At 65.7% G+C, this 23,910-nt stretch carries 20 protein-coding genes; 11 read left to right on the forward strand and 9 right to left on the reverse strand.

Annotated elements, in window-relative coordinates; translation table 11 throughout:
- Positions 1-26: 26 nt before the first annotated feature.
- From BMZ97_RS20220 to BMZ97_RS20250, 7 genes are all read right to left on the reverse strand, one after another.
- The gene (locus tag BMZ97_RS20220; protein WP_092173756.1) at positions 27-641 is read right to left on the reverse strand and encodes an NIPSNAP family protein; all 615 of its coding nucleotides are present in this window, start codon (positions 639-641) and stop codon (positions 27-29) included.
- A gap of 21 nt (positions 642-662) precedes the next feature.
- Positions 663-2,381: an FAD-dependent oxidoreductase gene (locus BMZ97_RS20225; RefSeq protein WP_092173758.1), complete on the reverse strand. Its 1,719-nt coding sequence runs from the start codon at positions 2,379-2,381 to the stop codon at positions 663-665.
- On the reverse strand, positions 2,381-4,132 hold the full coding sequence (locus BMZ97_RS20230; RefSeq protein WP_092173761.1) for an FAD-dependent oxidoreductase: 1,752 nt from the start codon (positions 4,130-4,132) through the stop codon (positions 2,381-2,383). The genes BMZ97_RS20225 and BMZ97_RS20230 overlap by 1 nt, the downstream gene beginning before the upstream one ends.
- 11 nt (positions 4,133-4,143) lie before the next feature.
- Complete coding sequence (locus tag BMZ97_RS20235; RefSeq protein WP_092174096.1) at positions 4,144-4,950, reverse strand: shikimate dehydrogenase family protein; 807 nt, start codon at positions 4,948-4,950, stop codon at positions 4,144-4,146.
- Between the two features lie 20 nt (positions 4,951-4,970).
- Entirely contained in the window at positions 4,971-7,508 is a 2,538-nt protein-coding gene (locus tag BMZ97_RS20240; RefSeq protein ID WP_348272118.1) for a branched-chain amino acid ABC transporter ATP-binding protein/permease, read from the reverse strand.
- Positions 7,505-8,374 (reverse strand): branched-chain amino acid ABC transporter permease, encoded by an 870-nt coding sequence (locus tag BMZ97_RS20245; protein ID WP_092173767.1) that lies wholly within the window; start codon positions 8,372-8,374, stop codon positions 7,505-7,507. Before BMZ97_RS20245 ends, BMZ97_RS20240 begins: the two co-directional genes overlap by 4 nt.
- Before the next feature lie 193 nt (positions 8,375-8,567).
- A complete protein-coding gene (locus tag BMZ97_RS20250; RefSeq protein WP_244546516.1) occupies positions 8,568-9,833 on the reverse strand; it encodes an ABC transporter substrate-binding protein in 1,266 nt (421 codons plus the stop codon).
- A gap of 186 nt (positions 9,834-10,019) precedes the next feature.
- Here BMZ97_RS20250 and BMZ97_RS20255 point away from each other — a divergent pair, with 186 nt between their 5' ends.
- The 11 genes from BMZ97_RS20255 to BMZ97_RS20305 all read left to right on the forward strand — a co-directional run bounded on the left by BMZ97_RS20255 (position 10,020) and on the right by BMZ97_RS20305 (position 21,353).
- Positions 10,020-11,066: a Gfo/Idh/MocA family protein gene (locus BMZ97_RS20255; RefSeq protein WP_092173773.1), complete on the forward strand. Its 1,047-nt coding sequence runs from the start codon at positions 10,020-10,022 to the stop codon at positions 11,064-11,066.
- 4 nt (positions 11,067-11,070) lie between these two features.
- Positions 11,071-11,946 carry an IclR family transcriptional regulator gene (locus BMZ97_RS20260; RefSeq protein ID WP_092173775.1) on the forward strand — a complete coding sequence of 292 codons (876 nt, stop codon included), beginning with the start codon at positions 11,071-11,073 and terminating at the stop codon, positions 11,944-11,946.
- A 22-nt stretch (positions 11,947-11,968) separates the two neighbouring features.
- A complete protein-coding gene (locus tag BMZ97_RS20265; RefSeq protein WP_092173778.1) occupies positions 11,969-12,868 on the forward strand; it encodes an NAD-dependent epimerase/dehydratase family protein in 900 nt (299 codons plus the stop codon).
- Between the two features lies 1 nt (position 12,869).
- Positions 12,870-13,715, forward strand: a complete 846-nt coding sequence (locus BMZ97_RS20270; protein WP_092173780.1) for a sugar phosphate isomerase/epimerase family protein — start codon at positions 12,870-12,872, stop codon at positions 13,713-13,715.
- 12 nt (positions 13,716-13,727) lie between these two features.
- Positions 13,728-15,446 (forward strand): FAD-dependent oxidoreductase, encoded by a 1,719-nt coding sequence (locus tag BMZ97_RS20275; RefSeq protein ID WP_092173783.1) that lies wholly within the window; start codon positions 13,728-13,730, stop codon positions 15,444-15,446.
- Positions 15,443-16,252, forward strand: a complete 810-nt coding sequence (locus BMZ97_RS20280) for an SDR family NAD(P)-dependent oxidoreductase (RefSeq protein WP_092173785.1) — start codon at positions 15,443-15,445, stop codon at positions 16,250-16,252. Before BMZ97_RS20275 ends, BMZ97_RS20280 begins: the two co-directional genes overlap by 4 nt.
- A gap of 14 nt (positions 16,253-16,266) precedes the next feature.
- Positions 16,267-17,046: an SDR family NAD(P)-dependent oxidoreductase gene (locus tag BMZ97_RS20285; protein ID WP_092173788.1), complete on the forward strand. Its 780-nt coding sequence runs from the start codon at positions 16,267-16,269 to the stop codon at positions 17,044-17,046.
- 279 nt (positions 17,047-17,325) lie between these two features.
- Entirely contained in the window at positions 17,326-18,630 is a 1,305-nt protein-coding gene (locus BMZ97_RS20290) for a M20/M25/M40 family metallo-hydrolase (protein WP_092173791.1), read from the forward strand.
- Between the two features lie 152 nt (positions 18,631-18,782).
- The gene (locus BMZ97_RS20295) at positions 18,783-19,688 is read left to right on the forward strand and encodes an amino acid ABC transporter permease (RefSeq protein ID WP_092173793.1); all 906 of its coding nucleotides are present in this window, start codon (positions 18,783-18,785) and stop codon (positions 19,686-19,688) included.
- 11 nt (positions 19,689-19,699) lie between these two features.
- The gene (locus tag BMZ97_RS20300) at positions 19,700-20,479 is read left to right on the forward strand and encodes an amino acid ABC transporter ATP-binding protein (protein WP_092173796.1); all 780 of its coding nucleotides are present in this window, start codon (positions 19,700-19,702) and stop codon (positions 20,477-20,479) included.
- A gap of 40 nt (positions 20,480-20,519) precedes the next feature.
- Entirely contained in the window at positions 20,520-21,353 is an 834-nt protein-coding gene (locus BMZ97_RS20305) for an ABC transporter substrate-binding protein (protein WP_092173799.1), read from the forward strand.
- A gap of 63 nt (positions 21,354-21,416) precedes the next feature.
- Here BMZ97_RS20305 and BMZ97_RS20310 read toward each other — a convergent pair whose 3' ends face one another.
- Positions 21,417-22,391 (reverse strand): LysR family transcriptional regulator, encoded by a 975-nt coding sequence (locus BMZ97_RS20310; protein WP_175525641.1) that lies wholly within the window; start codon positions 22,389-22,391, stop codon positions 21,417-21,419.
- Entirely contained in the window at positions 22,388-23,893 is a 1,506-nt protein-coding gene (locus BMZ97_RS20315) for a class II fumarate hydratase (protein WP_092173804.1), read from the reverse strand. The genes BMZ97_RS20310 and BMZ97_RS20315 overlap by 4 nt, the downstream gene beginning before the upstream one ends.
- Positions 23,894-23,910 lie beyond the last annotated feature (17 nt).

The following is a 23,910-nucleotide window of genomic DNA, read 5'->3' on the forward strand; positions in this document are numbered from 1 at the left end:
CGCTTCCGTCCTTGCAAGGTTGCCGGTCAGGACAGGGGGGAGATGGCTGTGGGTAGCGCGATCGTCGAGTGCATCTCGCCGGTCAGCCACTCCGGCCCGCCCTTCGGCGGCCAGATGCCCTTCGCGACGGAATCGGCGCGAACGGAGGCGCGCGCATCCAGACTTGCGAATGGCCAGATATGGGTAAAGCGCGGCGGCCCGTCGAGCGCGTGCATGGCGATGACCAGCGGCGAAAGCTTTACGCGCTCGGGCACAGCGGCTTCCCAGGCGGCGATGGTCGCCGGCACGCCGCCATGCTTCAGCTTATAGGTCCTGATCTCATAGACCTTGCCGAGCTTGGCCGGCTGGACCGGCGGCAGGAAGGGGAAGGGCGCGTAGCTGTCGAATTGCAGCCTGGCGATGTCGTCGCCGGCACTGAACGGGTTCGTCGTGTCGAGCGCGCGCAGGCGCTCGGCTTGGAGTTCGGCGTCGTCCGCAAAGCCGCGCAGCACGAAAATCTCGTTGAGCGCGCCGATCTCGCTCGTCCAGCAGCCGAGCAGCGTTCCCTTGGCTTCGGGCGCCTTCACATAGGCGTCGATGCCGGCGACGACGCTGGCCGCCTTGCCGAGCTTTACGGTGAGGGTTGCGATCTCGTAGCGCATGGGAAGCCTCTTTCGCTGGAGTCAGGAACGGTTGTTGGCGAGCGGGACGCCGGCAGCATCATGGGCTGCGACGAAGCCGAAGGTCATGGCCGGGCCGAGCGTGATGCCGCCGGCGGGATAGCGCCCGGCCATCATGCTCGACATGTCGTTGCCCACGGCATAGAGGCCCGGAATCGGTCGGTCCGTAGCGTCGAGCACATGTGCGCGGGCATCCGTCTTCAAGCCGGCGAAGGTGCCCAGACTCCCGGGCACGATCCTCACCGCGTAGAACGGCGCAGACGCGATCGGCGCAACGCACGGATTGGGCTGATGCGAGGCCTCGCCCTGGATGCGGTTATAGGGGCTTTCGCCGCGCCCGAATTGCGGGTCGCGACCCTGCTCGGCGTCGTGATTGTAGGAGGCCAATGTCGCCTCAAGCCCGGCCGGATCGATGCCGCAGGCGCGGGCGAGCGCGTCAAGGCTACGTCCCTTGCGCAGATAGCCGTTCCGGAGCCAGGGCCCGGTCGGAAAGGGGCGCGGTCGCACGCGCCCAAGCCCGTAGCGCCGCAGGAAGGCGTGGTCGCAGATCAACCAGGCCTCGGCCGCCTCGCCAGGAGGCGTCGCGGAAAAGAGTGCCTTCATCACGTCGTGATAGGAATCCGCTTCGTTGACGAAGCGTCGCCCGTCGCGGCGGACCATGATGAGGCCGGGCTTGGCCCGCTCGATCAGATGGGGAAAGCGCCCGACATCGCCATCGGCCTTCGGGACGAGCGAGACCGGCGCCCAGGCTCCGGCATCGGAGAGGCCGGCCTGAACATGGCCACCGGCCGCTTCGCCGAGCCGGATGCCGTCGCCGCTATTGGCGAGCGGGGCGGCCGACCAATGCTCCTGTCCCGTGGGCGCATGAGGAAACAGCGCCGCCTTGCGCGCCGTGTCATGCGGGAAGCCGCCGGCCGCCAGCACCACGCCGCGCCTCGCGCGGATCGCGAGAGGCCGCCCAGCCGTGGTTGCGACCACGCCGACGACCTTGTCTCCCTCGCGGATCAAGTTGCCCGCCGGGGTCCCGGCCATCAAGCGCACGCCGAGCTCATCGGCTGATTTCAGCAGGCGGGCGACGAGCGCGTTGCCATTGACCAGATGCATGCCGCGGCCATAGCGCAGCAGGTCGAGGGCCTGCCGCCCGAGCCGTCGCAGGACATGGAGGAAGGAGGGCAGGGAGCGGGTCGCCTTGAGGAAATGCTGCAAATCGGCTCCGGAGGCGATGCTCATGCCGAAGGGGGCGACCTCGGCCAGCGGCGGACGCAGATCCTTGATCCGAGGGCCCAGCATCCGCCCATCGATCGGCGCTGCGCAAAGCGAGCGGCCGCCCGTCGCCGAACCGTCCGAGCGATCATGAAAATCCGGAATCCGGTTGCCATCGATGAAGGCGAGGCTGGTCTCGCGCTCGAAGAAAGTGACCATGCGCGGTCCTTGCTCCAGCAGCATGGCGACGAAGTCTTCGTCATAGCCGTCGCCGAGTTCGCTGCGCAGATAGCGGCGCGGCACCTCGATATCCTCATCGATGCCGGCGGCCCGGGCGTGCGGATTGCGCGGAATCCACATCCAGCCGCCGGACCAGGCGGTGGTGCCGCCGAACTGGGCCTCCTTCTCGATGACGATCACGTCGAGCCCGAGCCAGGCGGCCGTGACTGCCGCCGACAATCCGCCGGCTCCCGAACCAATGACGAGGAGGTCGCAGGAGAGTTCGTCGGGCCCGCTCATCAGGCGACTTCGGCTCGATGCGAGGCCGGTTCCTTTGCGGCGTCGCGCTGGCCCAACGCATGCTGGATCGCACGGTAGGCGAAGGTGAGCGCGGGGCCGATCGTGATGCCGGGACCTGGATAGGTACCGCCCATGATCGAATTCGCTTCATTGCCGCAGGCATAAAGCCCGCCGATCGGCCGGTTCTCGCCATCGAGCACGCGAGCCCATTCGTCGATGACGAGGCCGGTCGCCGCGCCGATATCGCCGGGCACGAGCTTCACCGCATAGAAGGGCGCTGTCGCGATCGGCCCAAGCGTCGGATTGGGGCCCTTCGAGGCATCGCCATTGGCGCGGTGATAGGCGGTGGCGCCGCGGCCGAATTCGGGGTCGATCCCGGTCCTGGCGTAGCCGTTCATGTTGGCGATGGTCGTTTCGAGGATAGCCGGCTCCATGCTGAGTTTTTCGGCGAGGGCGGCCACCGTCTCGCCTTCGATGAGATAGCCGTCATCGAGATAGGGCTTGAGGCTCTTCGCGCCCATCCGGACCTGGCCCAGCCCGTAGCTCTTCAGGCCGACGGCGTCGGTGATGATGAAGCAGGGGATCGTCGGCGCATTGCGATTGGCCTCGAACATTGCTCGGACGAAGAGGTGGTAGGAGGTCGATTCATTGACGAAGCGGCGCCCGTGCTGATCGACGCAGACGGTGCCTGGCTTGCTGCGATCGAGCACGAAATGCGGGAAGACGGCTGTCGAACCGTCGGGACGCATCCGCAGCGAGACCGGCGCCCAATAGGCATTGTCGAGATTGCCTTCGCCGAGGCGTGCGCCGAGCTCGAGCGCCAGGTCCTGCATCTCGCCGGTGTGGCCGGGCGCGGCGGGGCTGAAATCGGGAGCGGGCGAAGCCAGCAGCTCCGCGCGGCGCGTTTTGTGCCGGTTGAAGCCGCCTGCCGCGAGCACCACGCCATGGCGCGCCTCGACCGTTCGCGTTTGTCCGGCTTGCGCGAGCACAACGCCTGCAACGCCATCCGGGCCGGAGAGGAATTGCGAGACCGAGGTTCCAAGCAGGACCGTGCCGCCACGCTTCTTCAAGGAGAGCAGCAGCCGCCCGATCAGCGCATTGCCCATGACGAGTCGTGTGCCGCGCGGGCTCTTCAGCCGGTCCAGGCCATAGCGTCCCAGGATCGCGGCGGCGTGCCGAAAGGATTTCCAGGATGTCTTGAGACCGAGCAGATGGCCGATATCCGTGCGGTCAACCATCATGCCGCCGAAGAGGGTGAATTCAGGGATCGGCGGGCGGATGCGGGCGAGGTCGTCGCCAAGCTCGCGGCCGTCGAAGGGCAGGGGCTCGAGCGCCCGTCCGCGCATCGTCGCGCCCTCGACCTGCTGTTCATAGTCCGGATGAGTGGCGTAGGGGCGGAACCTGACATCGGTTTTCGCCTCCAGCGCCGCGACCGCGTCCGGGCCGCTCTTCAGAAAGGCTTCGCGCAGGCTTGCGGAGGAACGGTTGCCGACGACGCCGGTCAGGAAGGTGGCCGCCTTCTCGAAGCTGTCATCGGTCGCAACCTTGCTCGCATGCAGCGAATTCGGGATCCAGGTCGTCGCCGCCGAAAGCGCGGTGGTGCCGCCGACATACTCCGTCCGCTCGACGACGAGGACGGATTTGCCGGCGATAGCCGCGAAGACGGCAGCAGCCAGCCCGCCGCCGCCGGCGCCAACGACGATGATGTCGTAGCTGGCATTGTCGGGAATGGCGTCGATGCTCGTAAACATGGATGGCCTCCTCAGCCGAGCCTCTCGCCGGCGAGCAGGAATTCGACCATCGCGGTCTGCAGCGCCTGATACATCTCGGTTCCCGTCGAGGTCCGACAACCGAGCTTCCGGGCGGCCTCGATCAGCGGCGACACGGCCGGCACGGTGACGACGCAGCCGACGAAGGTGGAAGGCGAGAGCTTGGCGACATCGACCGGCAAAGCGTCGCCCGGCTTCATCCCGGCGGGCGTCGCATTGGCGACGAGGTCGAAGCCTGTCGGGTCAGGCGAGCCGGCGATGATCTTCGCCTTGTTCCTGGCGTTGAGCCGCTCGATCAACCGGTCGCGACGTGTGGTGTCGGCGTCATGGATGGCGAGTTCGCGGACACCGGCATCGACGAGGGCGAGCGCGATCGCGGAGCCCGCGCCACCGGCGCCGATCAAGAGTGCGCGCTTGCCGGACGGATCGTAGCCCGCAGTCTTCACCGCGCCGACGAAACCGAGCCCATCGACCATCTCGCCATGCCAGCCACCATCCTCGCGGCGGCGCATGATGTTGACCGCGCCGAGGAAATCGCCGCGCTCGGACGCGCTGCTGCAATGCGCGTGGCAGGCGAATTTATGCGGCACGGTCACGATGATGCCGTCGAGGTTCTTCAGCCGGGTCGCAACCGTCAGGAAATCCTTCAGGTCCTCGGGCGAGACCCGCACGGGCGCCACCACGGCGTCATGATCGCGCGCGGCGAAGGCCGTCGTCATGCCGGCCGGGGATTTCACCTGGGCGATCGGATCGCCGATGATGAGATTGAGGCGCGTTGCGCCGGTGATGTTGAAATCCATCGCGGTCATGATCTCCGTGTTCAGACGACAGCCGCATGGGCTGGCGGATTCTGATTCTCGCCATGGACGACGCCGAGCAGGCGGGCCTGGAGGGCGTGGTCCTTTTCAAGCGTGGTGGCATCGCCGGCGAAGGCAACCTGGCCGTTGACCAGGACATAGGCGCGGTCGACGATCGGCAGCACGGTTTCGGCGTGGTGCTCGACGATCACCATCGCGACCCGTCCGCGCAGCTTCACCAGCGCATCCATCACTTCATTGACGACGGCCGGCGCCAGTCCCTCAAAAGGTTCGTCGAGCAGGATGAGCTTGCTCGGCACCATCAGGGCGCGGGCGATCGCGACCATCTGCCGTTCGCCGCCAGACAGGTTCTCGGCCTTGGCCCCCTGGCGCGTGCGCAATCGGGGGAAGAGCTGGAAGATCTCCTCCAGATTCATTCCGCCTGGCCGCGTTGCGAGCTGCAGGTTCTCAACGACGGTGAGGTTGGGGAAGAGGCGTCGCCCTTCCGGTACGAGCGAGATGCCGAGCCGGTTGATCTCGAAGGGGCGCAGCTTCGCCAATTGCGTTCCCGCGAAGGAGATCGTCCCTGCATCGAGCGGCAGGCTGCCGGTGAGCGCGCGCAACGCCGTTGTCTTGCCGACGCCGTTGCGGCCGAGCAGCGCGACGGCCTCGCCCTTGCGAACCTCCAGGCTAACGCCGGAGAGGACGGTGCTGCCGCCATAGCCGACCGCGATATCGCGCGCCGCGAGCAGCGCTTCGGTCGCCGCGCCGACCCGGCGCTCGATGGCCGGCGCCGCCTGGTCTGCGCTTCTGGCCGCGCCGAGATAGGCGGAGATGACCTCCGGGTTGTTGGCCACCTCGGTCGGCTTGCCGTCCGCGATGATCCGGCCCTGATGCAGCACGGAGATGCGGTCCGAGATCGCCAGCACGCGGTCGATGTCGTGCTCGATCAGCAGCACCGCATGGTTCTTTGCGAGCCGGCGGATGAGATCGGCAACGATGATGCGGTCGGCTTCGGCGAGGCCAGCCAGCGGCTCGTCGAGCAGCAGCAACTTGGACTCGATCGCCAGCGTCACCGCGATCTCGAGCAGGCGTTTGGCGCCATGGGGAAGGTCCGCGCAAGGGGCGGCGGCCTTGTCGGCGAGCCCGACCGCATCCAGCAGCGACCAGCTGCGCGCATTGATCGCGTCGATGCCATGGGCGTCGTTCAGCAATCCGCGCGCGCCGATCTTCTGGGCCTGCACGGCGATGCGGACATTCTCGAACACGCTGAGATTGGGAAAAACCGACAGGATCTGGAAGGAGCGGCTGATGCCGAGCCGGGCGCGGGCATGTATCGATAGCCTGGTGATGTCCCGGCCTTCGAAGAAGACCTTGCCGCCGCTCGGCGGCAGCACGCCGGTCAGCATGTTGTAGAAGGTCGTCTTGCCGGCTCCGTTGGGACCGATGATCGAATGCAGCACGAAGGGCCGCACTTCGAAATCGATATCGTGGGCGGTGACGAGGCTGCCGAAGCGCTTGTTCAGCTTCTTCGTCTCCAGGATCGGCCGGTCCGGATCGATCGCCTGGGCTGCGCTTGCATAGGGCGCGATCACGGCGGGGCGGGGCGGGATCGTGTTGCGCGTCAGCGTCCAGCGCTCGCGACGCAGCGCCCGTTGCACCAGCCCCTGGATGCCCTCAGGCGACAGCAGCGCGAACAGGATCAGGATCGGCGCGAAGATCAGCCACCAGTTCTCGGTGATGGCCGAAAGCCGGTTCTCCATGATGATGAAGGTGATCGCACCCCAGAGCGGGCCGAGGAAATGGTGCACTCCGCCAAGTACGGTCATCAGCAGGGCGTCGCCGGCATGCTGCCAGCTCAGATTATTGGCGTAGACGCCCTGCAGCAGCAGCGTGAGGAGAGCTCCGGCATAGCCGACGAAGCCGGCCATCAGGAGGAAGGAGCCGAGCCGCAGCAGATAGACATTGTAGCCAAGGCTGCGGGCGCGCTGCTCATTGTCGCGCACGGCCTGCAGCGCGCGGCCGAAGGGCGAATGCGCGATCTGCCACAACAGCGCGATGGCGACGACGACGCTCGCGACGGCGAAGAAATGGAAGCCGAGATCCGAGACGAAGCTCGGGCGTTCGACGCCCTGCAAGCCGTTCTCGCCACCGGTGACGGCTGTCCATTTGAACGCGACCTCGAAGGCGATCTGCGAACAGGCCAGCGTCAACAGCGAGAAATAAAGCCCCTTGCGACGCAAGATCAGCGCGCCGAGGACGAGCGCCAGCGCCAGCGAGAACAGCACCGCAAGGACAAGCGCCACGACATCGGTCGCGACGCGGCCAAGCACGAAGAAGGCGAGCGCATAGCTGGCGCAGCCGAAGAAGACCGAGGCGCCGAACGGCACGAGGCCGGTATAGCCGACGAGCAGGTTCACGCCCATTCCGTAGAGCGTGTAGATCGCGATCTGGGTGATCAGGCCGACGGGCGCCCCCAGCATGAGCCAGAGCACGGTGAGACCGGAGAGGACGAGCGCCGCCCAGAGAGCAGGGTGGCGGAGAAGCTGTTGGGTCTTCACTCGAAGCGCTCCCATTTTTCGCCGAACAGGCCGCGAGGGCGCACGAGCAGGATGGCCGCCATCAGGACATACATGGCCGCTCCCGACCATTCAGGCTGGAACTGGATGGTCATGGCCGTGGTCAGGCCGACGAGGAGACCGGCGATGATCGCACCCGCATAGGAGCCCAGGCCGCCGATCGTCACGATGACGAAAGCCGGCATGATGGCGCCTGCCGCCATGGTCGGGTTCACCGTCCAGAGGGGCGCAGCCAGCATGCCCGCAAGACCTGCCAGCAGGCAGCCGATGCCGAAGACGAAGCTGAACACCACGGGCAGGTTGATGCCGAGAAGGCCGACCATCTCGGCATCGCGCGAGCCGGCGCGGATGATCCGGCCGAATGGCGTGTAGGTCAGGAAGGCCCAGAACCCGATCAGCGCGGCCACCGTCACGGCCAGTACGAACATGCGGTATTTGGTGATCAGGATCGGGCCATATTCGACGAAGCCCGAGAGGAAGCGCGGCGCGGCGAAGGGCAGCGGAGCGCCGCCGAAGATCATGCGCAGCACCGACTCGAACAACAGCGCCAGCGCGAAGGTCAGGATCAGCCCGAGCAAGGGCTCCTTGCCGTAGAGGCGCCGGATCAGCACGATCTCGACCAGCACCCCGAGCGCTCCGGTGAGCAGCGGGGCGAGAAGGGCCGCCCACCAGCCGAATTCGCGGTTGAGCACGAGGGCGAGATAGGCGCCGATCGCGAAGAAGGCGCCATGGGCGAAATTCACGATGCCGAGCAGCCCGAAGATGATCGAGAGCCCAACCGCGATCAGCACATAGAGGAAACCCAGCACCAGGCCATTGACGGCCTGGGATAAGATCATATCGAGCATGGCGCACGGATCCTGCGGAGAGCGGCGCTAGAGCAATTTAACGATCCAATTGGATCGTTAAATTGCTCTAGCTCTTTGTGTTTTCTTCACGCGAACCGGCGGCCACTTCGCTCGAAAACGCTCCAGGCCGCGCGTCAGGGACCGGCCCGGGCGAGGCCCGGGCCGCGTTTGTAGAACCGATCGGTTCCTCAGATCAGAGCGAATCCATCTTGCAGATGCTCTCGGCCTGGTTGCCGAAGGCCCGCGCGACACCGGACGGCGTTGCCGGCAACTCGGCCTTTACGTCGAAATAGTCCCATTTGTCGGTGATCTTCGGCTTGATGCTGGCCACCAGGAGGCGGCTGACCATCTGGTGGTCGAAGGCGCGATAGCCGAAATCGATGTCGCCGCGCTTGACGCTCCATGCCTCCAGGGCCTCGACGATCTTGGCGGGCTCGGTCGAGTTGGCGCGTTCGATGGCGTCGAGCAGGTTCTTCATGCCCATCCAGCCCATCCAGGTCTTGTCGGCGGCCGGGCGCTTGTATTTCTTCTCGTAATCGGCCGCCATCGCCTGCTCTTCGGGCGGGTTGTTCGGGTTCTTGTAGTACCAGGTCAGGGTATAGAGCCCGTCGGCGGCCTCGGGGCCGACGCCCCAGAGATCGGTATTGCCGACAGAAATCTCGGCGAAGGGAATGCGGCCGCGCATGCCGAGCTCGTTCCACTGCTTCAGGAACGTGGTCAGGTCGCTTGCGGCAATGCCGCCGATCACCACATCCGGCTTGGCGGCGCGAATCTTGAGGATGAAGGAGCTGTAGTCCGGCGTGCCGACGGGCACCTCATCGGCGCCGACAAGCGTGCAGCCATTGGCTGCGGCGTATTCGGAGAAGGCGCGTTTGATATCCTGGCCGAAAGCGTAGGCCGCAGTGAGCAGATACCATTTCTTGCCGATATCGGCGCAGTAGGGCGCGAGCACGCGGGCATGGACATCGACCGGCGGCTGCAGGCGGAAGGTGTATTTGTTGCAGGACTTGCCGGTGAGATCGCCTGTCGCCGCATTGGCCGCGATGTAGGGGATCTTCGCCTTCTTCGCGACAGCCGAGATAGCGAGCGCAAAGGAGCTCAGCGCACCTCCGACGATGCCGACGACCTTGTGCTCGCCGACGAGGCGCTCCGCATTCTGCTGTGCGCCTTGCGGGTTGGGCTCATCGAGCCAGACGATCTCGGCTGGCCGGCCGAGCAGCATGTTGTTGCGCTGCTCCAGGGCGAGCAGGCTGCCTTGTGCGAGATATTCGGACTGATCGACGATCGTGCCGGTCTTGGCCCAGATCATGCCGATCTTGATCGGCTCGGCGGCGGCGGCGTTGCCGATATAGGGCATGCCGAGTTTGCCTGAGACCAGGCCCGTCGCGCCCAGGGACGACGCGCCCATGATCAGGCCGCGCCGACCGATGACCGGCCCCTTTGTTTGATCGTCCTTCACATCGTCCTCCCACAGCATCCGGTTTTTCTGATTGGCTCCAGTCGCGCATCGAGGCGGACCGAACTCCGTCCGTGTAACATAATTGGAATCCAGTTCCAGTGTTATTTTCAAAACTGGAATCCAGTTCTGAAAATGCTTGACGCTGGAGCCGGTGCGGAGGACATATGCGGCGGAGTGGAGAGACCGATGCCGCAATTCTCAATTGGCCTCGTCGGTGCGGGCGCGATCGGGCGCATGCATGCCGAGGTGATCCTCAAGACGGATTTCTGCCGCCTGACCGGGGTCGCCGACCCGACGGAAGCTGGCCGGCGCTTCTGCGAGGAAAGGGGGCTTGCCTGGTTCCCGGATCACCGCCAGCTCCTGGTGCAGGCACGCCCCGATGCGCTGATCGTCGCGACGCCGAACAACACCCATCTGCCGATCTCGCTCGATGCGATCGCCGCCGGGGTGCCGGTTCTGGTCGAGAAGCCGGTCGCGAGCACGGTCGAGGAAGGGGAAGCGCTTGCCGCGGCCTCCGCGAAGGCCGGCGTGCCGGTGCTTGTCGGCCACCACCGGCGCCATAACCCCATCATCGCCCGCGCCCGCGAACTCGTGGGGGCAGGCGAACTCGGGCGGCTGACCAATGTCTCGGTGCTCTACACCTTCTTCAAGCCGGAGCCTTATTTCGAGATGGCCTGGCGGCGCGAGCCTGGCGGCGGGCCAATCCTGATCAACCTCATCCATGAGATCGACCTGATCCGCTTCATCTGCGGCGAGATCGAAACCGTGCAGGCGGTGACCTCGAACGCGGTGCGCGGCTTTCCTGTCGAGGATACCGCGGCCGTCCTCCTGCAACTCACCAATGGCGCGCTGGTGACGATCAGCCTGTCGGATACGGCGGTCACACCCTGGAGCTGGGATCTCAGCTCGGGCGAACTGCCGCCTTACCCGCCGCAGCCGGCGCCGGTGAACTCGCATTTCATCAGCGGCACGCTGGGGTCGCTGACTTTGCCGCGCCTCGAACTCTGGCGTTATCGGGGGGAGAAGAGCTGGTTCGCCGCGCTCTCCCAGGATGCGCTTGCGGTCACGCGCGGCAGCCCATACGTCGAACAGTTGCGTCACCTGTGCGAGGTTGCGCGGGGCGAAACCACGCCTCTGATCGATGCGGCCGACGCGACGAGGACGTTACGGGCGACACTTGCGGTGAGCGAGGCAGCGCGGACGGGCCGGCGTGTGGCCCTCACCTCCGGATAAGCCCATGGCAAAGCGACTCGAAACCGACGATCCAGCCGCCGCCGAGCAGGAAGCGGGCCCCAGCGGATTGCTCGAGCGGACGCTCGGCGTGCTGGAGCTGCTGGCAGCCCACGCGCATGGCCTGCAGCTCTACGAAATCGCCGACCGGCTCGGCATTCCGCGCAGCGCCACCCATCGCGTGCTGACGAGCCTGGTCGAGCAGGGCTATGTCCGCCAGGAGCGCCAGCTCGGCGCCTATCAGCTCACCGCCAAGATCGCCTCGCTCGCTTTCAGCTTCCTCGCCGGCAGCGGCATCACCGATTTCGCCCAGCCGATCCTCGACCGGCTGGCCCGCGATGCGGGAGAACTTGTCCGTCTTGCCTTGGTCGATGGGCGAGAACTCGTCTGGGTGGCCAAATCGCAGGGTTCGCCATTCGGCCTGCGCTACGATCCGGATATGGGCCAGGTCGGCCGGCTTTCCTGTTCGGCCAGCGGCCATGCCTGGCTCTCCTGCCTGCCGGAGGAGGAGGCGCTCGCCCTCGTCGAGAAGCAGGGCTATGGCTCGCGCGAGGAATTCGGTCCGCGTGCGCCGCAGACCAAGGCGGCGCTGCTGCGCTATATCCGGCAGGCGCGCCAGCGCGGCTTCAGCCTCGTCGTCCAGACCTATTCGGCCTGGATGAACGCGACAGCCGCCCCGATCCGCAGGCCGCAGACCGGCGAAGTCATCGGCGCCGTGGTCATCGCCGGCCTGCACAACCGGCTCACCGAAGAGAAGATGCTGAGCCTCTCGCCGCTCCTGCTCGAAGCTGCGCGCGAGTTGTCTCTCGCCATGATGGTGACGCCGACGCTCGCGCCGCGCCGCGCCAGCGGCGCGTCGAACTTCTTCGACACGCCCGCATGAACCGCTGAGCCAAAGGACAGTCATGCGTATTCTCGTCACCGGCGGCGCGGGCTTCCTCGGCGCCTGGATCGTCAGGCGCCTGGCCGCGGGCGGTCACGCCGTCCGGATCTTCGACCTGAGCGAGAAGCGCGGCCTCCTCGTCGCGATCGCGGGCGAGGCGGCGGCGCAGGCCTGCGAATGGCGCATCGGTGACATCGTCAGTGCGGATGATGTTCGCGGCGCCGCCGAGGGCTGCGACGCGATCATCCATCTTGCCGGCGTGCTGACCCTGGCTTGCAAGGCCGATCCGGTGCGCGGTGCGCAGATCAACCTGATCGGCACGCTCAACATCTTCGAGGCTGCGCTCGCCCATGGCATCGACCACCTGATCTATACCAGCACGGCCGGCGTCTATGGCCCGGCGGATGGCCACACGCCGGTTCCGGTGTCGCATTACGGCGCCTTCAAGCTCGCTTGCGAAGGCTGCGCGCGGGCTTATTGGGAGGATCATCGCCTCGCGAGCAGCGGCTTCCGGCCCTATGTCGTCTACGGGCCGGGGCGGGAGAGCGGCCTCAGCGCCGGGCCGTCATTGGCCTGCCGCGCGGCGGCGCTCGGCGAGAGCTATGTGTTTCCCTATGAGGGTGCGGCTGGCCTGGTTTATGTCGACGACGTCGCGGCCGCCTATGAGGCGGCGCTGCTGCGCGAGCCTGACGGCGCCCATGTCTTCAACCTCGTCGGAACGCTCGCCACGCCGCAGGATGTGATCGACGAACTGCGCCGCTTGCGCCCGAACGCCGATATCAAGCGCGGAGGCGAGCTGATGCCCTCCGCTCCCGATATCGTGGAGGGGAGCGTGCGCGAAATCCTGCCCGGCCTGCCTTCGACCAGCTTGCGCGAGGGGATCGAACGCACCTTCGCCTATTACCGCGATGGGGGCCTGTGAGATGTTCAGGCTCGCCGCCCATACCTTCGGTTTCGTCTGGCGGGAGAGCGCCGAGGCTGCGTTCGAGCAGATCGCGCAAGCCGGCTTCTCGCAGATCCAGCTCATGGCCGCGCCGCCGCATTTCGACAGCTGGCGCGAGGATGGCGAGAGGACGCGGCGTTTGCGGGGCATTCTCGATCGGAGCGGGATGACGCTTCTCGCGGCGGATCTCGCCAGCAGCGACATCAATCTCGCCAGCGCTTCGCCGGATGTCGTCGCCTTCGCCGTCGATGCCTATCGCCGCGCGACCATGCGCTGCGCCGAGCTCGGCGCGCCTTGGGTCTGCGTCGGCTCGGGCCGGGGGCATGCGCTTTTGGCCGATGCCAATGCAAGGCTGATGGAGACGTTCCGCCCGGCCTTCCTGGCCATCGTCGAGGAAGCGCGCCGCCAGGGCATCGCCGTCATCCTGGAGAACCACCCGCAGGGCCTGCTTGCGGATGCCGGCACGATCGACCGCTTTCTGCGCGAGGAGGGGCTGGATGATGTCCCCGTCATCTATGACGTCGCGAATGCGGTCGCGATCGGCGAAGACCCGGTCGAGGGCCTGCGCCTGCTCGGCTCGCGTCTCGGCATCGTCCATGTCTCCGACAGCCCGACCGGCCAATGGCGTCATGATCCGATCGGCTCCGGCGATATCGATTTCGCCGCCATCGGCGCCCGCCTCGCGGAGCTTGGCTATACCGGGCCCGTGGCGCTGGAGATCCTCTCGGGCCAGCCGCTGAACGGCCTGATCGACGGGGCGCGGGCGCTGGCGGCTGCCGGCTGGGCCTTTTCGGACGCGTTGCCGCGCTCGATCCTCGCCGCATGAAAGGCGCCTGACATGGCTACTTCGCAACCCGAGCGCAACTGCGACGTGCTGGTCATCGGCTCGGGGGCAGGCGGGCTCTCGACTGCGATCACCGCCCGCAAGCACGGCCTCGATGTCATCGTCGTGGAGAAGGAACCCTTCTTCGGCGGCACGACGGCTTTTTCCGGCGGCGTTCTCTGGATTCCCGGCAGCCAGCATGCGGCTCGCGCCGGCGATAGTGACGACCGCGAGGCCGTGCGGACCTATCTGCGCAATGAGGTCGGCAATTTCGCGCGCCAGGATGTGATCGAGGCCTTTCTCGATCATGGCCCGGAGATGCTGGCGTTCTTCGAGCGCGAAACCCAGGTGAAATTCGTGCCGACGCTCTATCCCGATTATCACCCCAAGGTGGCGGGTGGGGTCGATGTCGGGCGCTCCGTCCTGGCCGCACCCTATGATGCGACAGTGCTGGGCCCGGAACTCGCCCGCCTGCGTCCGCCGCTCGCGACGATCACCTTCATCGGCATGATGTTCAATTCGTCGAATGCCGACCTCAAGCATTTCTTCAACGTGACGCGCTCACTGAGCTCGGCGGCCTATGTCGCGCGCCGGCTCGCTCTCCATCTCAAGGACCTGCTGCTCTACCGGCGCGGGGTCATGATCACGAGCGGCAACGCTCTCGCTGCTCGACTGGCGAAATCCGCCTTCGATCTCGGTATCCCGATCCTGACTTCGACGCCTGCCAGGGAGCTCATCCAGGAAGACGAGCGCGTCACCGGAGCCGTACTGCAGTGCCCGGAAGGCGCCGTGCGGATCACGGCTCGGCGCGGCGTGGTGCTGGCCTGCGGCGGCTTCCCGCATGACGCGGCGCGGACGAGGCAAGCCTATCCGCATGTCGCGCGCGGCGGAGAGCACGTCTCGCCCACTCCGGCCGGCAATACCGGCGACGGCATTCGTCTGGCGGAAACCGCAGGCGGGCGTTTCGAGGCGCGCTATCCCAACGCGGCTGCCTGGATGCCGGTCTCAAAGGTGCCGCTTTCGGGCGGGCGCAGCGGCGTGTTTCCGCATCTGCTCGACCGCTGCAAGGCCGGCATCATCGCGGTCGATCGCCATGGCCGACGCTTCTGCAACGAGGCGGAATCCTATCACGATTTCGGCGCCGCCATGATCAAGGCCTGTGAGAAGGAGCCGGAGACGGCGGCCTGGCTGATCTGTGATCACCGGACGATCCGCCGCTACGGGCTGGGCTATGTGAAGCCGGCGCCGGTGCCGCTGATCGGCTATCTGCGCAGCGGCTATCTTCTGAGCGGCAAGACGCTCGCCGAACTGGCCGGACAGGCCGGTATCGATCCAGGCGGTCTCGAGCGCACGGTCGCCGCCTTCAATCCGGGGGCCGAGAAGGGGGAGGATCCTGAGTTCGGCAAGGGCTCGACCTCCTTCAACCGCTATCTCGCCGACCCGTCGCACAAGCCCAACCCTTGCGTCGCGCCTGTCCAGCAGGGACCGTTCTATGCGGTGAAGCTGGTGATGGGCGATCTCGGAACCTTCGATGGCCTCGACACCGATGTCCGCGGCCAGGTGCTGCGCGAGGATGGCAGGCCGGTCGAAGGGCTGTTCGCCGTCGGCAATGACCGCGCCAGCATGATGGGCGGGAACTATCCCGGTGCCGGCATCACGCTCGGGCCGATCATGACCTTCGGCTATATCCTCGGGCGGCATCTCGCCGGTGTCGATCGGGAGCCGCCGCGATGAGTGCCGATGTGGATGGATGGCTCGGCCTCGGCGGCGTGCTCTGTGTCGTCACCGGCGCTTCGGGCGGCATAGGCCGCGCCATCGCCCTCAGCCTCGCAAGGCAGGGCGCGCGGCTTGTCCTGCTCGATCGCGATGAAGCCGGCCTGGCGGATACGGCAATCGCTGTCTCGGAGATGGTGGGTGGAGCTGTCCTGCCCCTGCCTTGCGACATCACGGACCCGGTTGCCATCGAACAGGCTGCGGCTCAAAGTTTCGAGCGGCACGGCGCCTGCGCGGTGCTCGTCAACAATGCGGGCCTGCTTCGGCCCGGCGCGCTCGCCAGCATTCCGCTGGCGGACTGGAACGCCTTGCTGGCCGTCAACCTGACCGGCTACCTGCTCTGCGCCCAGGCTTTCGGGCGACAGATGCGGACGGCAGGCCGTGGCGCGATCGTCCATGTCGCTTCGATCGCCGGTTCGCATCCGCAGGACCGCAGCGGCGCCTACAGCGTCAGCAAAGCAGGCGTCGTGATGCTGTCGCGCCAGCTTGCCACCGAGTGGGCGGGAGAGGGTGTCCGCAGCAACGTCGTCAGTCCCGGCATGGTCGAGACCCCGATGAGCCGGGATTTCTATGTGGCGCCGGGCGTGCGCGAGCGTCGCAGCGCCGTGGTGCCGGCGGGCCGGATCGGGATGCCGCAGGACATCGCGGATGCCGCGCTGTTCCTGGCCAGCCCGCGAGCGAGCTACATCACCGGCCAGGAGATCACAGTCGACGGTGGCTATAGCCGCATGTTGATGAACCTGATCCCGCGCCCCGGCTATGACTGAGCCGGGAGGGCGCAATGGCGGGAACTCCAGTGGCGGTGGTAACCGGCGGAGCCGACGGCATCGGCTTCGCCGTCGCTGAACGGTTCGCGCAAGCGGGCTGCACCGTCGTCATTGCGGATCTGGATGGGAGCAAGGCTGCCGCGAAGGCCGCCGCGATCGGGCCTTGCCATCACGGGCTCGCCATGGATGTCGCCGATGAAAGCTCCGTGACCTCCGGCATCGCCGCCATCCTGGCGCGGCACGGGCGCATCGACATGCTGGTCAACAATGCCGGGATCGCCGACACGCATAAGCCGACGGTCGATCAGGATCATCTCGCCTTCGAGCGGATCGTGCGCGTGAACCTGCAGGGTGTCTTTGCCGTTTCGCGCGAGGTCGGGCGCGGCATGCTGGCTCAAGGCAGCGGCGCGATTGTCAATCTCTCCTCGATCGCCGGGCTGTCGGGCCTGCCGCGTCGCAATGCCTATGGCGCCGCCAAGGCCGGCGTCGCCGCGATGACGCGGTCGATGGCGGTGGAATGGGCCGGCCTCGGCATCCGCGTCAACGCGGTCGCGCCGGGTTATGTCAGGACGGCGCTGGTGGCGGAGCTGATCGCGAGCGGCCGCGTCAACCAGGCGAGTCTCCAACGGCGCACGCCGATGGGTCGGTTGGCGGAGCCGGCCGAGATCGCCGAGGCTGTCTGGTTCCTCTGTTCGCCGGCCGCCTCCTACATCACCGGCGTGGTTCTCTCCGTCGACGGCGGCTGGATGGCCTTCGGCGATTCCGGCGACGCCTGGACGCCGATGCCGGACTGACCAGGGTCTGTGCCGAGATTCTCAAATACGCGCTGTCTGTACCGCCCCAGATAAATCTCGTCTTGCCGAGCGGTTCGTCCGATGCCCTTTTCGGACCACCGAACTGTCGGCCTTTCGGCGGTTGGGCGCCAGCCTGCAAAGGTAAGGCATTAGTAATATCGATCGCTAGAATTAGATATTATTATAGTATCTTTGAGCCTTCCAGCTCCGTGATTTGATGACTCGAACGGCGCTCGGCTCGACCGGCACCCAGGGATCGTTACGGCAAGCAGGTTTCCCATGTCCAAAGACGTCGCGGCCATCAAATCCGAATTGTGCCAGATGATCGACGAAAGGCGCGACGAGATCATCGCCTTGCTCCAGCGGTTCCTTCAGATCAAAAGCGTCAACCCGCCAGGCGACATGCGCGAGACGGCCGATTTCGTCCGCAGCATCCTCGACGAATTTGGAAGCCCGCACAGGACTGTCGCTCTCAGGGAGGACATGCCCAACATCATCGGCCGCTGGGATGCGCCCAGGCCAGGCCGTCATCTCGTCCTGAACGGGCATATGGACGTCTTCCCCGTCACCAATGAACGCTTGTGGGATGCAGAGATCGTCGACGGCAAGATCATGGGCCGCGGCGCCTCCGACATGAAGACAGGCACGCTCGCCTCGATCCTGACCTATTGCTATCTCGAGCCTTACAGCGAGCACCTCAGCGGCGCCTTGACCCTGACGGTCGTCTCCGACGAGCAGTCCGGCGGACGGTACGGCACGAAGTATCTGTTCGACGCGTTCGCCGATGAAATCGCCGGGGATTGTTGCCTCAACGGCGAGCCCAGCGGGCTGGCCAACCTGCGCTTCACGGAGAAGGGAACCCTGCGCTTCCAGCTTTCCGCCAGGAGCGCGGGAGGGCATGGCGGCTATCCGCATCGCGCGCCCAATCCAATCGAGGCGATCTGTAAGCTCGTCGCCGCGATCTATGAGCGCTACCATCTCAAGCTCGCGACATTGCCTCCCGAGATCGACGCGGTCCTGACATCGCCTGAAACAATCGCTGCGGCTGACGCCAATCTCGGCAAGGGCGCAGGCGATATCGCGCGCCGCATCACCGTCAATGTGGGCATCATCGAGGGCGGACAGAAGGCGACGCAGATTCCCACCGGCTGCAGCACGCATCTCGACATCCGCGTGCCGATCGGCTCCGACCGCGACGTCATCCGGCGCGATCTCGAAAAGCTGGCTTTGGAGCATGGCTGCGAGATGGTCGTGAACGAGGACCACAGCTACCCCGCGAGCATGACCGATCCGTTCGGCGAAATGGCGACCATTCTCCGCAACAACATCAAGTCCCTGCTCGGGCATGACGCGCCGCCTGTTTCAAGCCTCGGGGGCACCGACACGCGCTATTGGCGCTGGCGCAAGATCCCCGCGATCATCTGCGGCCCTTCGCCGATCAGCATGGGACGCGACGACGAGCACGTCACCATCGACGAGGCCATCGCCGTGCTCAAGCTGCAGGTGATGTGCGCCCTGGACTATCTCGGGGATACGGGCGCCGCGTCGTCCCAAAACACCAGCTCGAACCCGCGCCCGGCGTAAAGCGCCGTTTGACCCAGCACGCCGCATACGCATCAGCGCCGAGCAAAAAAGGCCGAGGGGACAACGCAATGAAACCGACGACGCGCAGATTCGAGCCAAGCCACGCGCTGCATCGGCAGGCGCGGCTCCACCGCCGAAGGGGAGGATGACGCATGCCGCCTTCCAACACGGATCTCACCGGGGTCAGCGTGATCTCCGCTCCACAATCCGCTTTGCCGGCCGACGCTTACAAGATCGCCCATTACACGATCGTGCCCCCGCGACACTACGGTCGGATCCTCGCCACCGTCCTGATCCTCGCTGTCCTGGCGGCGCTGATCCGGGCCTTTGCCGTCGGCGATATCGAGTGGCGCTATGTCGGGCTGTTCCTCACGGCGCCGGCCATCATGACCGGGCTTGCCAACACCATCCTGCTCGCAATCTGCGCGATGCTGCTGGGTGCCGTTCTCGGCGTGATCTTCGCCGTGATGCGCCTCTCGAAGAACCCCGTTCTGAGCACCGTGGCGAAGCTCTATGTCTGGCTGTTTCGCGGGGCGCCGGCGCTGCTGCAGTTGTTGATCTGGTTCAACCTGGCCCTGATCTTCCCCCGGATCGCTTTCCCCGGTCTCTTCGACCTGCGCACGGTCGATGTGATGACGCCGTTCGTCGCCGGATTGCTCGGCCTGGGCATCCAACAGGGCGCCTACACATCCGAGGTCGTCCGAGCGGGCCTGTTATCCGTTGATCGCGGCCAGTACGAAGCGGCCCAGGCGATCGGCATGACCCGCCTGCGGATGCTGAGGCGGATCGTGATGCCGCAAGCGATGCGCGTCATCGTTCCGCCCGTCGGCAACGAGTTCATCGGAATGGTGAAGCTGACCTCGCTGGCGAGCGTGATCCAGTACTCGGAAATGCTCCATGCCGCGCAGACGATCTACTACGCGAATTCCCGCGTGCTCGAGCTCCTGATCGTCGCGAGCATCTGGTACCTCGTCATCGTTTCGGTGCTGAGTTTCGGCCAGAGCTTCGTCGAGCGCTATTTCGGGCGCGGCGTCGCCGCCGTCCGCCACGGCTTGTGACGGGGCGCGCGATGAACTCCACCTCGACCAGTCCCATCGTCCGGGCAATCGACGTCTGCAAGCGCTTCGGCGATTTCGACGCTCTCAAGAGCGTCAATCTGGAGGTCGATGCCGGCGAAGTCGTCTGCATCATCGGCCCGTCCGGCTCAGGCAAGAGCACGCTTCTGCGCTGTATCAACCAGCTCGAACAGATCGATGGTGGCGCCATCTGGGTCAACGCGGAACTGATCGGCTATCGCCGCGAAGGCACCAAACTCTACCATCTGACGGATGCCGAGATTGCCCGGCAGCGGCAATGCGTGGGCATGGTCTTCCAGCGCTTCAACCTGTTCCCGCACTTCACGGCGCTGGCAAACGTCACGGAAGGCCCGGTCCAGGTCCTGGGCGAGCCGTTGAAGCAGGCCCAGGCGCGTGGCCGGGCGTTGCTCGCCCAGGTCGGGCTGGCCGACAAGGAAAACGCCTATCCATCCGAATTGTCGGGCGGGCAGCAGCAGCGTGTGGCGATCGCGCGCGGTCTCGCCATGCGGCCGGAGATCATGCTGTTCGACGAGCCGACCTCGGCTCTCGACCCGGAGCTCGTCGGCGACGTCCTTTCCGTGATGAAGGACCTCGCCACCAGCGGCATGACCATGGTCGTGGTGACGCACGAACTCGGCTTCGCCCGCGAGGTCGCCGACCGCATCGTCTTCATGGATCAGGGCGAGATCATCGAGGTCGGCCTCGCCCGGGACCTGCTGTCCTCGCCACGTCAGAAGCGCACCCAGGATTTCATCTTGGCGGTGCGCGCCTGAGCTGCCTCGAGATCATCAACGACAACAAAGGAGTGGGACAATGAAATTCGCCGTCATCGCGACAGGAGCCCTGCTGGTGCTCAGCGCCGCCGCCGCTCATGCCCAGACGCTGCCCGAGACATATAAAAGCGCGGGGAAGATCGTCATCGGCACGACGCCGAACTACCCGCCCGTGACGTTCAAGGATCCGGCGACCAACCAGCTCACCGGCTACGACATCGAGATCGGCAATGCCATCGGCGAAAAGCTGGGCATCAAGATCGAATGGCAGGACACCAGCTTCGAGCAGATGATCAGCGGGGTCACGACCGACCGGATCGATCTCATCCTCGGCGGGATGAACGATCTCCCCGCCCGCCGTGAGACGGTCGATTTCATCGACTATATGAAGTCCGGCGTTCAGTTTTTCGTCCAGCACAAGCGTTCGGCCGAATTCAAGGAGGCCGCCGACCTCTGTGGCAAGACGGTCGGCGCGAGCCGTCGCACGAACTTTCCCAAGGACATCGATGCCTGGAGCCAGGAATGGTGCGTCAAGGCCGGCAAGCCTGCGATCAAGGTGCTGGGGACGGAAGGTTCAGCCGATGCGCGGGCGCAGCTCCGACAGGGCCGCATCGATGCCGGCGCCCAGGGCAATGAGAGCCTTCCCTATCTGATGAAGCTCGACCCCGATACCTACAAGCTCCTCGGAACCCCCTTCGCCATCACCTATCAGGGCATCGGGGTGGCGAAAAAGAACGCCGCCTTGCGCGACGCCGTCGCAGGCGCACTCAAGGCGATGCTGACTGATGGGACCTACAGCAAGATCGTCGCCAAATATGAGGTGCAGCCCAGCGCGATCACCGAGGTTTCCATCAATGAAGTGCCGTTGAAGTAACCGGCTACAGGCCTGCGGGATTGCTGCCCCGCAGGCTGCCTTGCAAGCTGCCTTGGCGGCACGTCAACCGCGCGGCTGCTCGAAGACGTGGAACTGATCGCCCATCCACGGGGCGATGGCATGCAGGCTGGGCGCAATCTTGTCCCGAAGCAGGACGTGAAGGACATGGGCGACCTCTTGCGGAATCGCGCCGAGTTCGGACTTCCGGGAATAAAGGTCGATCCGCCGGCGTATCTTGATGCCCGGTAGCGGCAACAGCCGCACCCCGGTCATGCGCTCCTTCGTCTGCAGCGCCATCAGCGGCGTGGTGATCGACCAGCCGAGCCCCGCCGACACCATGGTTGCGATGGTGTCGGCCGTATCGCTCTCGAACTCGCGGGGAAACTCCAGCCGCAACTGCCGGATCACCTGTTCGACCTGGCGGCCTGCGCTCGTGCGATGGGTATGGCGAATGAAATTGCGACCTTTGAGATCGGCCAAAGACCGGACCTCGATGTCCCATTCGGCAGGCAGCGCCAGGGCGTAGGGCTCGATCATGAGCGGAATCGTGATGGCCGCATCGACTTCCCTGAGCAGATCGACGCCGATGAGGATGTCGATTTCGCGGGCCTGGAACTGTTCCTCGCTGATGCCCCGCATGTTCGCAAACAGCGAGCAGCGTTTGACGCTCTTGCCCAGTTCCCGGACGAAATCGGGCCCGAGCGTCGTGGTCAGCGAGGCGACCATCGAGATCCGCAAGGTCGGGATCACATGGTGGGCGGACGATTTGACAGCCGTCTCAAGCTCGCGGGCCTGTTCCAGCAGGTCATGCGCCTTTTCCATGAGCAGCCGGCCGGCCGCGGTCGCCTGCACGGGCCGGATGTCGCGGTCGAGCAGGGTGACACCCATGGCTTTTTCGAGATTGGCCACAACCTGCGACACCGCCGATTGCGTCAATCCGACCCGCCGCGCGCCCTTTGTCAGGCTACCCGTGGCGACGACCGTTCGGAAGATCTCCAATTGCCAAAGATCAAATCCCAGCTTCTGCGACGTCGTCATCTGTCTCGATCTGAGCGGTTCGGCAGGCATCCAATGATAGAGGCTTCCCGCCCAGGCTCACAGCGGGAGTTTGTTGTCCGTGCCAGCCGGTGTCCTGCGCCATGACGAAGGACATTGGGACTGTCGAGCTTTGTACTGACATCGACCAAGCGGTCGAACTCTTCTCCCGACAGCAAGCCGAGTTCGATCGTGGCCTGGCGTGGTGTCAGGTTGTCCGCGACCGCCTTCGCCGTGATCTTCGCGACGGTATCGTAGCCGAGCACCGGATTGAGTGCGGTGGCCAGCAGCAGCGAGCGCTCGACATTGGCGTGCAGCCTGCCGGCGTCGACCTCTATCCCGCGAACCAAGCTTGTCGCGAAGATGCTCGCACCGTCTGCCAGCAGCCGGATCGATTGCAGCAGATTGTAGATCAGGACTGGCTTGGCGACGTTGAGCTCGAAATTGCCAGACGCGCCGGCGGCCGTGATCGTCGCGTGGTTGCCGATGACCTGCCAGCACGCTTGGAGGAGCGCCTCTGCGATCGTCGGATTGCGCTTGCCGGGCATGATCGAGGAGGTCAGCCCGTCGTCGGGCAGCACCAGTTCGCCGAGGCCGCAGCGCGGTCCCGAGCCGAGCCAGCGGATGTCGTTGGCGATCTTGGCCAGCGAAACCGCCAGCACGTTGAGCGCGCCCGAGACCTCGACCAGCGCATCATGGGCTGCCATGCCCTCGAACTTGCTGGGATTGGGCGTGAAGGAGATCCCGGCGATCATGCTCGCCTCCTCGCAGAAGGCGGCATCGAAATTCGCCGGGGCATTGAGGCCGGTGCCGACGGCGGTGCCACCTTGCGACAGCAGGCAGAGCCGCGGCCATGTCGCCATGGCCCTGTCGATGCCGTGTCCGACCTGTCGCGCGAAGGCGTCGAAACCCTGTCCCATCGTCATCGGCACGGCGTCCATCAAATGTGTCCGGCCGATCTTGACGAAGCCGGCGAAACGTTCGGCGCTGGCCCGCAATTCGTTGCGCAGCAGGGTCAGCGCCGGGACGAGCCTGTCCCGCAGTTCCAAGGCCGCCGCGATGTGCATCACCGTCGGGAAGCTGTCGTTGGAGGATTGCGAGCGGTTGACGTGATCGTTGGGGTGGACCGGCGTGCGCGTGCCCAGGCCATGGCCAAGCCGCTCATTGGAGCGGTTCGCCAGCACCTCATTGGCGTTCATGTTGGTCTGGGTGCCCGAGCCGGTCTGCCAGATCGTCAGCGGAAAATGCGCGTCGAACTCGCCTTGCCGCAGTTCCTCGGCCGCGGCTTCGATCGCCGCGGCGATGTCGTCCGGCAGCACGCCGAGGCGGCGGTTGGCGCGGGTGGCGGCGAGCTTCTGGACGCCGAAGGCATGGATGAGGCAGGTCGGAAAGCGCTCCTCGCCGATGGCGAAGATCGCAAGCGCGCGCTGCGTCTGTGCGCCCCAATAGCGGTCGGCCGGAATCTCGACCGGACCGAAGGCGTCGTACTCGGTGCGAAACTGCATGGCGGTGGATCCCGGAT

The sequence above is a fragment of the Allobosea sp. OK403 genome (assembly GCF_900113835.1).
In the GTDB taxonomy this organism is placed as follows: Bacteria; Pseudomonadota; Alphaproteobacteria; order Rhizobiales; family Beijerinckiaceae; genus Allobosea.

What these genes read in the sequence shown, in the direction of transcription:
- BMZ97_RS20220 (WP_092173756.1), bottom strand. Translation starts at nt 641, where the DNA reads ATGCGCTACGAGATCGCAACCCTCACCGTAAAGCTCGGCAAGGCGGCC.
- BMZ97_RS20255 (WP_092173773.1), top strand. Translation starts at nt 10,020, where the DNA reads ATGCCGCAATTCTCAATTGGCCTCGTCGGTGCGGGCGCGATCGGGCGC.
- BMZ97_RS20275 (WP_092173783.1), top strand. Translation starts at nt 13,728, where the DNA reads ATGGCTACTTCGCAACCCGAGCGCAACTGCGACGTGCTGGTCATCGGC.
- BMZ97_RS20315 (WP_092173804.1), bottom strand. Translation starts at nt 23,893, where the DNA reads ATGCAGTTTCGCACCGAGTACGACGCCTTCGGTCCGGTCGAGATTCCG.
- BMZ97_RS20235 (WP_092174096.1), bottom strand. Translation starts at nt 4,950, where the DNA reads ATGGATTTCAACATCACCGGCGCAACGCGCCTCAATCTCATCATCGGC.
- BMZ97_RS20305 (WP_092173799.1), top strand. Translation starts at nt 20,520, where the DNA reads ATGAAATTCGCCGTCATCGCGACAGGAGCCCTGCTGGTGCTCAGCGCC.
- BMZ97_RS20225 (WP_092173758.1), bottom strand. Translation starts at nt 2,381, where the DNA reads ATGAGCGGGCCCGACGAACTCTCCTGCGACCTCCTCGTCATTGGTTCG.
- BMZ97_RS20265 (WP_092173778.1), top strand. Translation starts at nt 11,969, where the DNA reads ATGCGTATTCTCGTCACCGGCGGCGCGGGCTTCCTCGGCGCCTGGATC.
- BMZ97_RS20310 (WP_175525641.1), bottom strand. Translation starts at nt 22,391, where the DNA reads ATGACGACGTCGCAGAAGCTGGGATTTGATCTTTGGCAATTGGAGATC.
- BMZ97_RS20300 (WP_092173796.1), top strand. Translation starts at nt 19,700, where the DNA reads ATGAACTCCACCTCGACCAGTCCCATCGTCCGGGCAATCGACGTCTGC.
- BMZ97_RS20285 (WP_092173788.1), top strand. Translation starts at nt 16,267, where the DNA reads ATGGCGGGAACTCCAGTGGCGGTGGTAACCGGCGGAGCCGACGGCATC.
- BMZ97_RS20230 (WP_092173761.1), bottom strand. Translation starts at nt 4,132, where the DNA reads ATGTTTACGAGCATCGACGCCATTCCCGACAATGCCAGCTACGACATC.
- BMZ97_RS20280 (WP_092173785.1), top strand. Translation starts at nt 15,443, where the DNA reads ATGAGTGCCGATGTGGATGGATGGCTCGGCCTCGGCGGCGTGCTCTGT.
- BMZ97_RS20290 (WP_092173791.1), top strand. Translation starts at nt 17,326, where the DNA reads ATGTCCAAAGACGTCGCGGCCATCAAATCCGAATTGTGCCAGATGATC.
- BMZ97_RS20270 (WP_092173780.1), top strand. Translation starts at nt 12,870, where the DNA reads ATGTTCAGGCTCGCCGCCCATACCTTCGGTTTCGTCTGGCGGGAGAGC.
- BMZ97_RS20295 (WP_092173793.1), top strand. Translation starts at nt 18,783, where the DNA reads ATGCCGCCTTCCAACACGGATCTCACCGGGGTCAGCGTGATCTCCGCT.
- BMZ97_RS20260 (WP_092173775.1), top strand. Translation starts at nt 11,071, where the DNA reads ATGGCAAAGCGACTCGAAACCGACGATCCAGCCGCCGCCGAGCAGGAA.
- BMZ97_RS20245 (WP_092173767.1), bottom strand. Translation starts at nt 8,374, where the DNA reads ATGCTCGATATGATCTTATCCCAGGCCGTCAATGGCCTGGTGCTGGGT.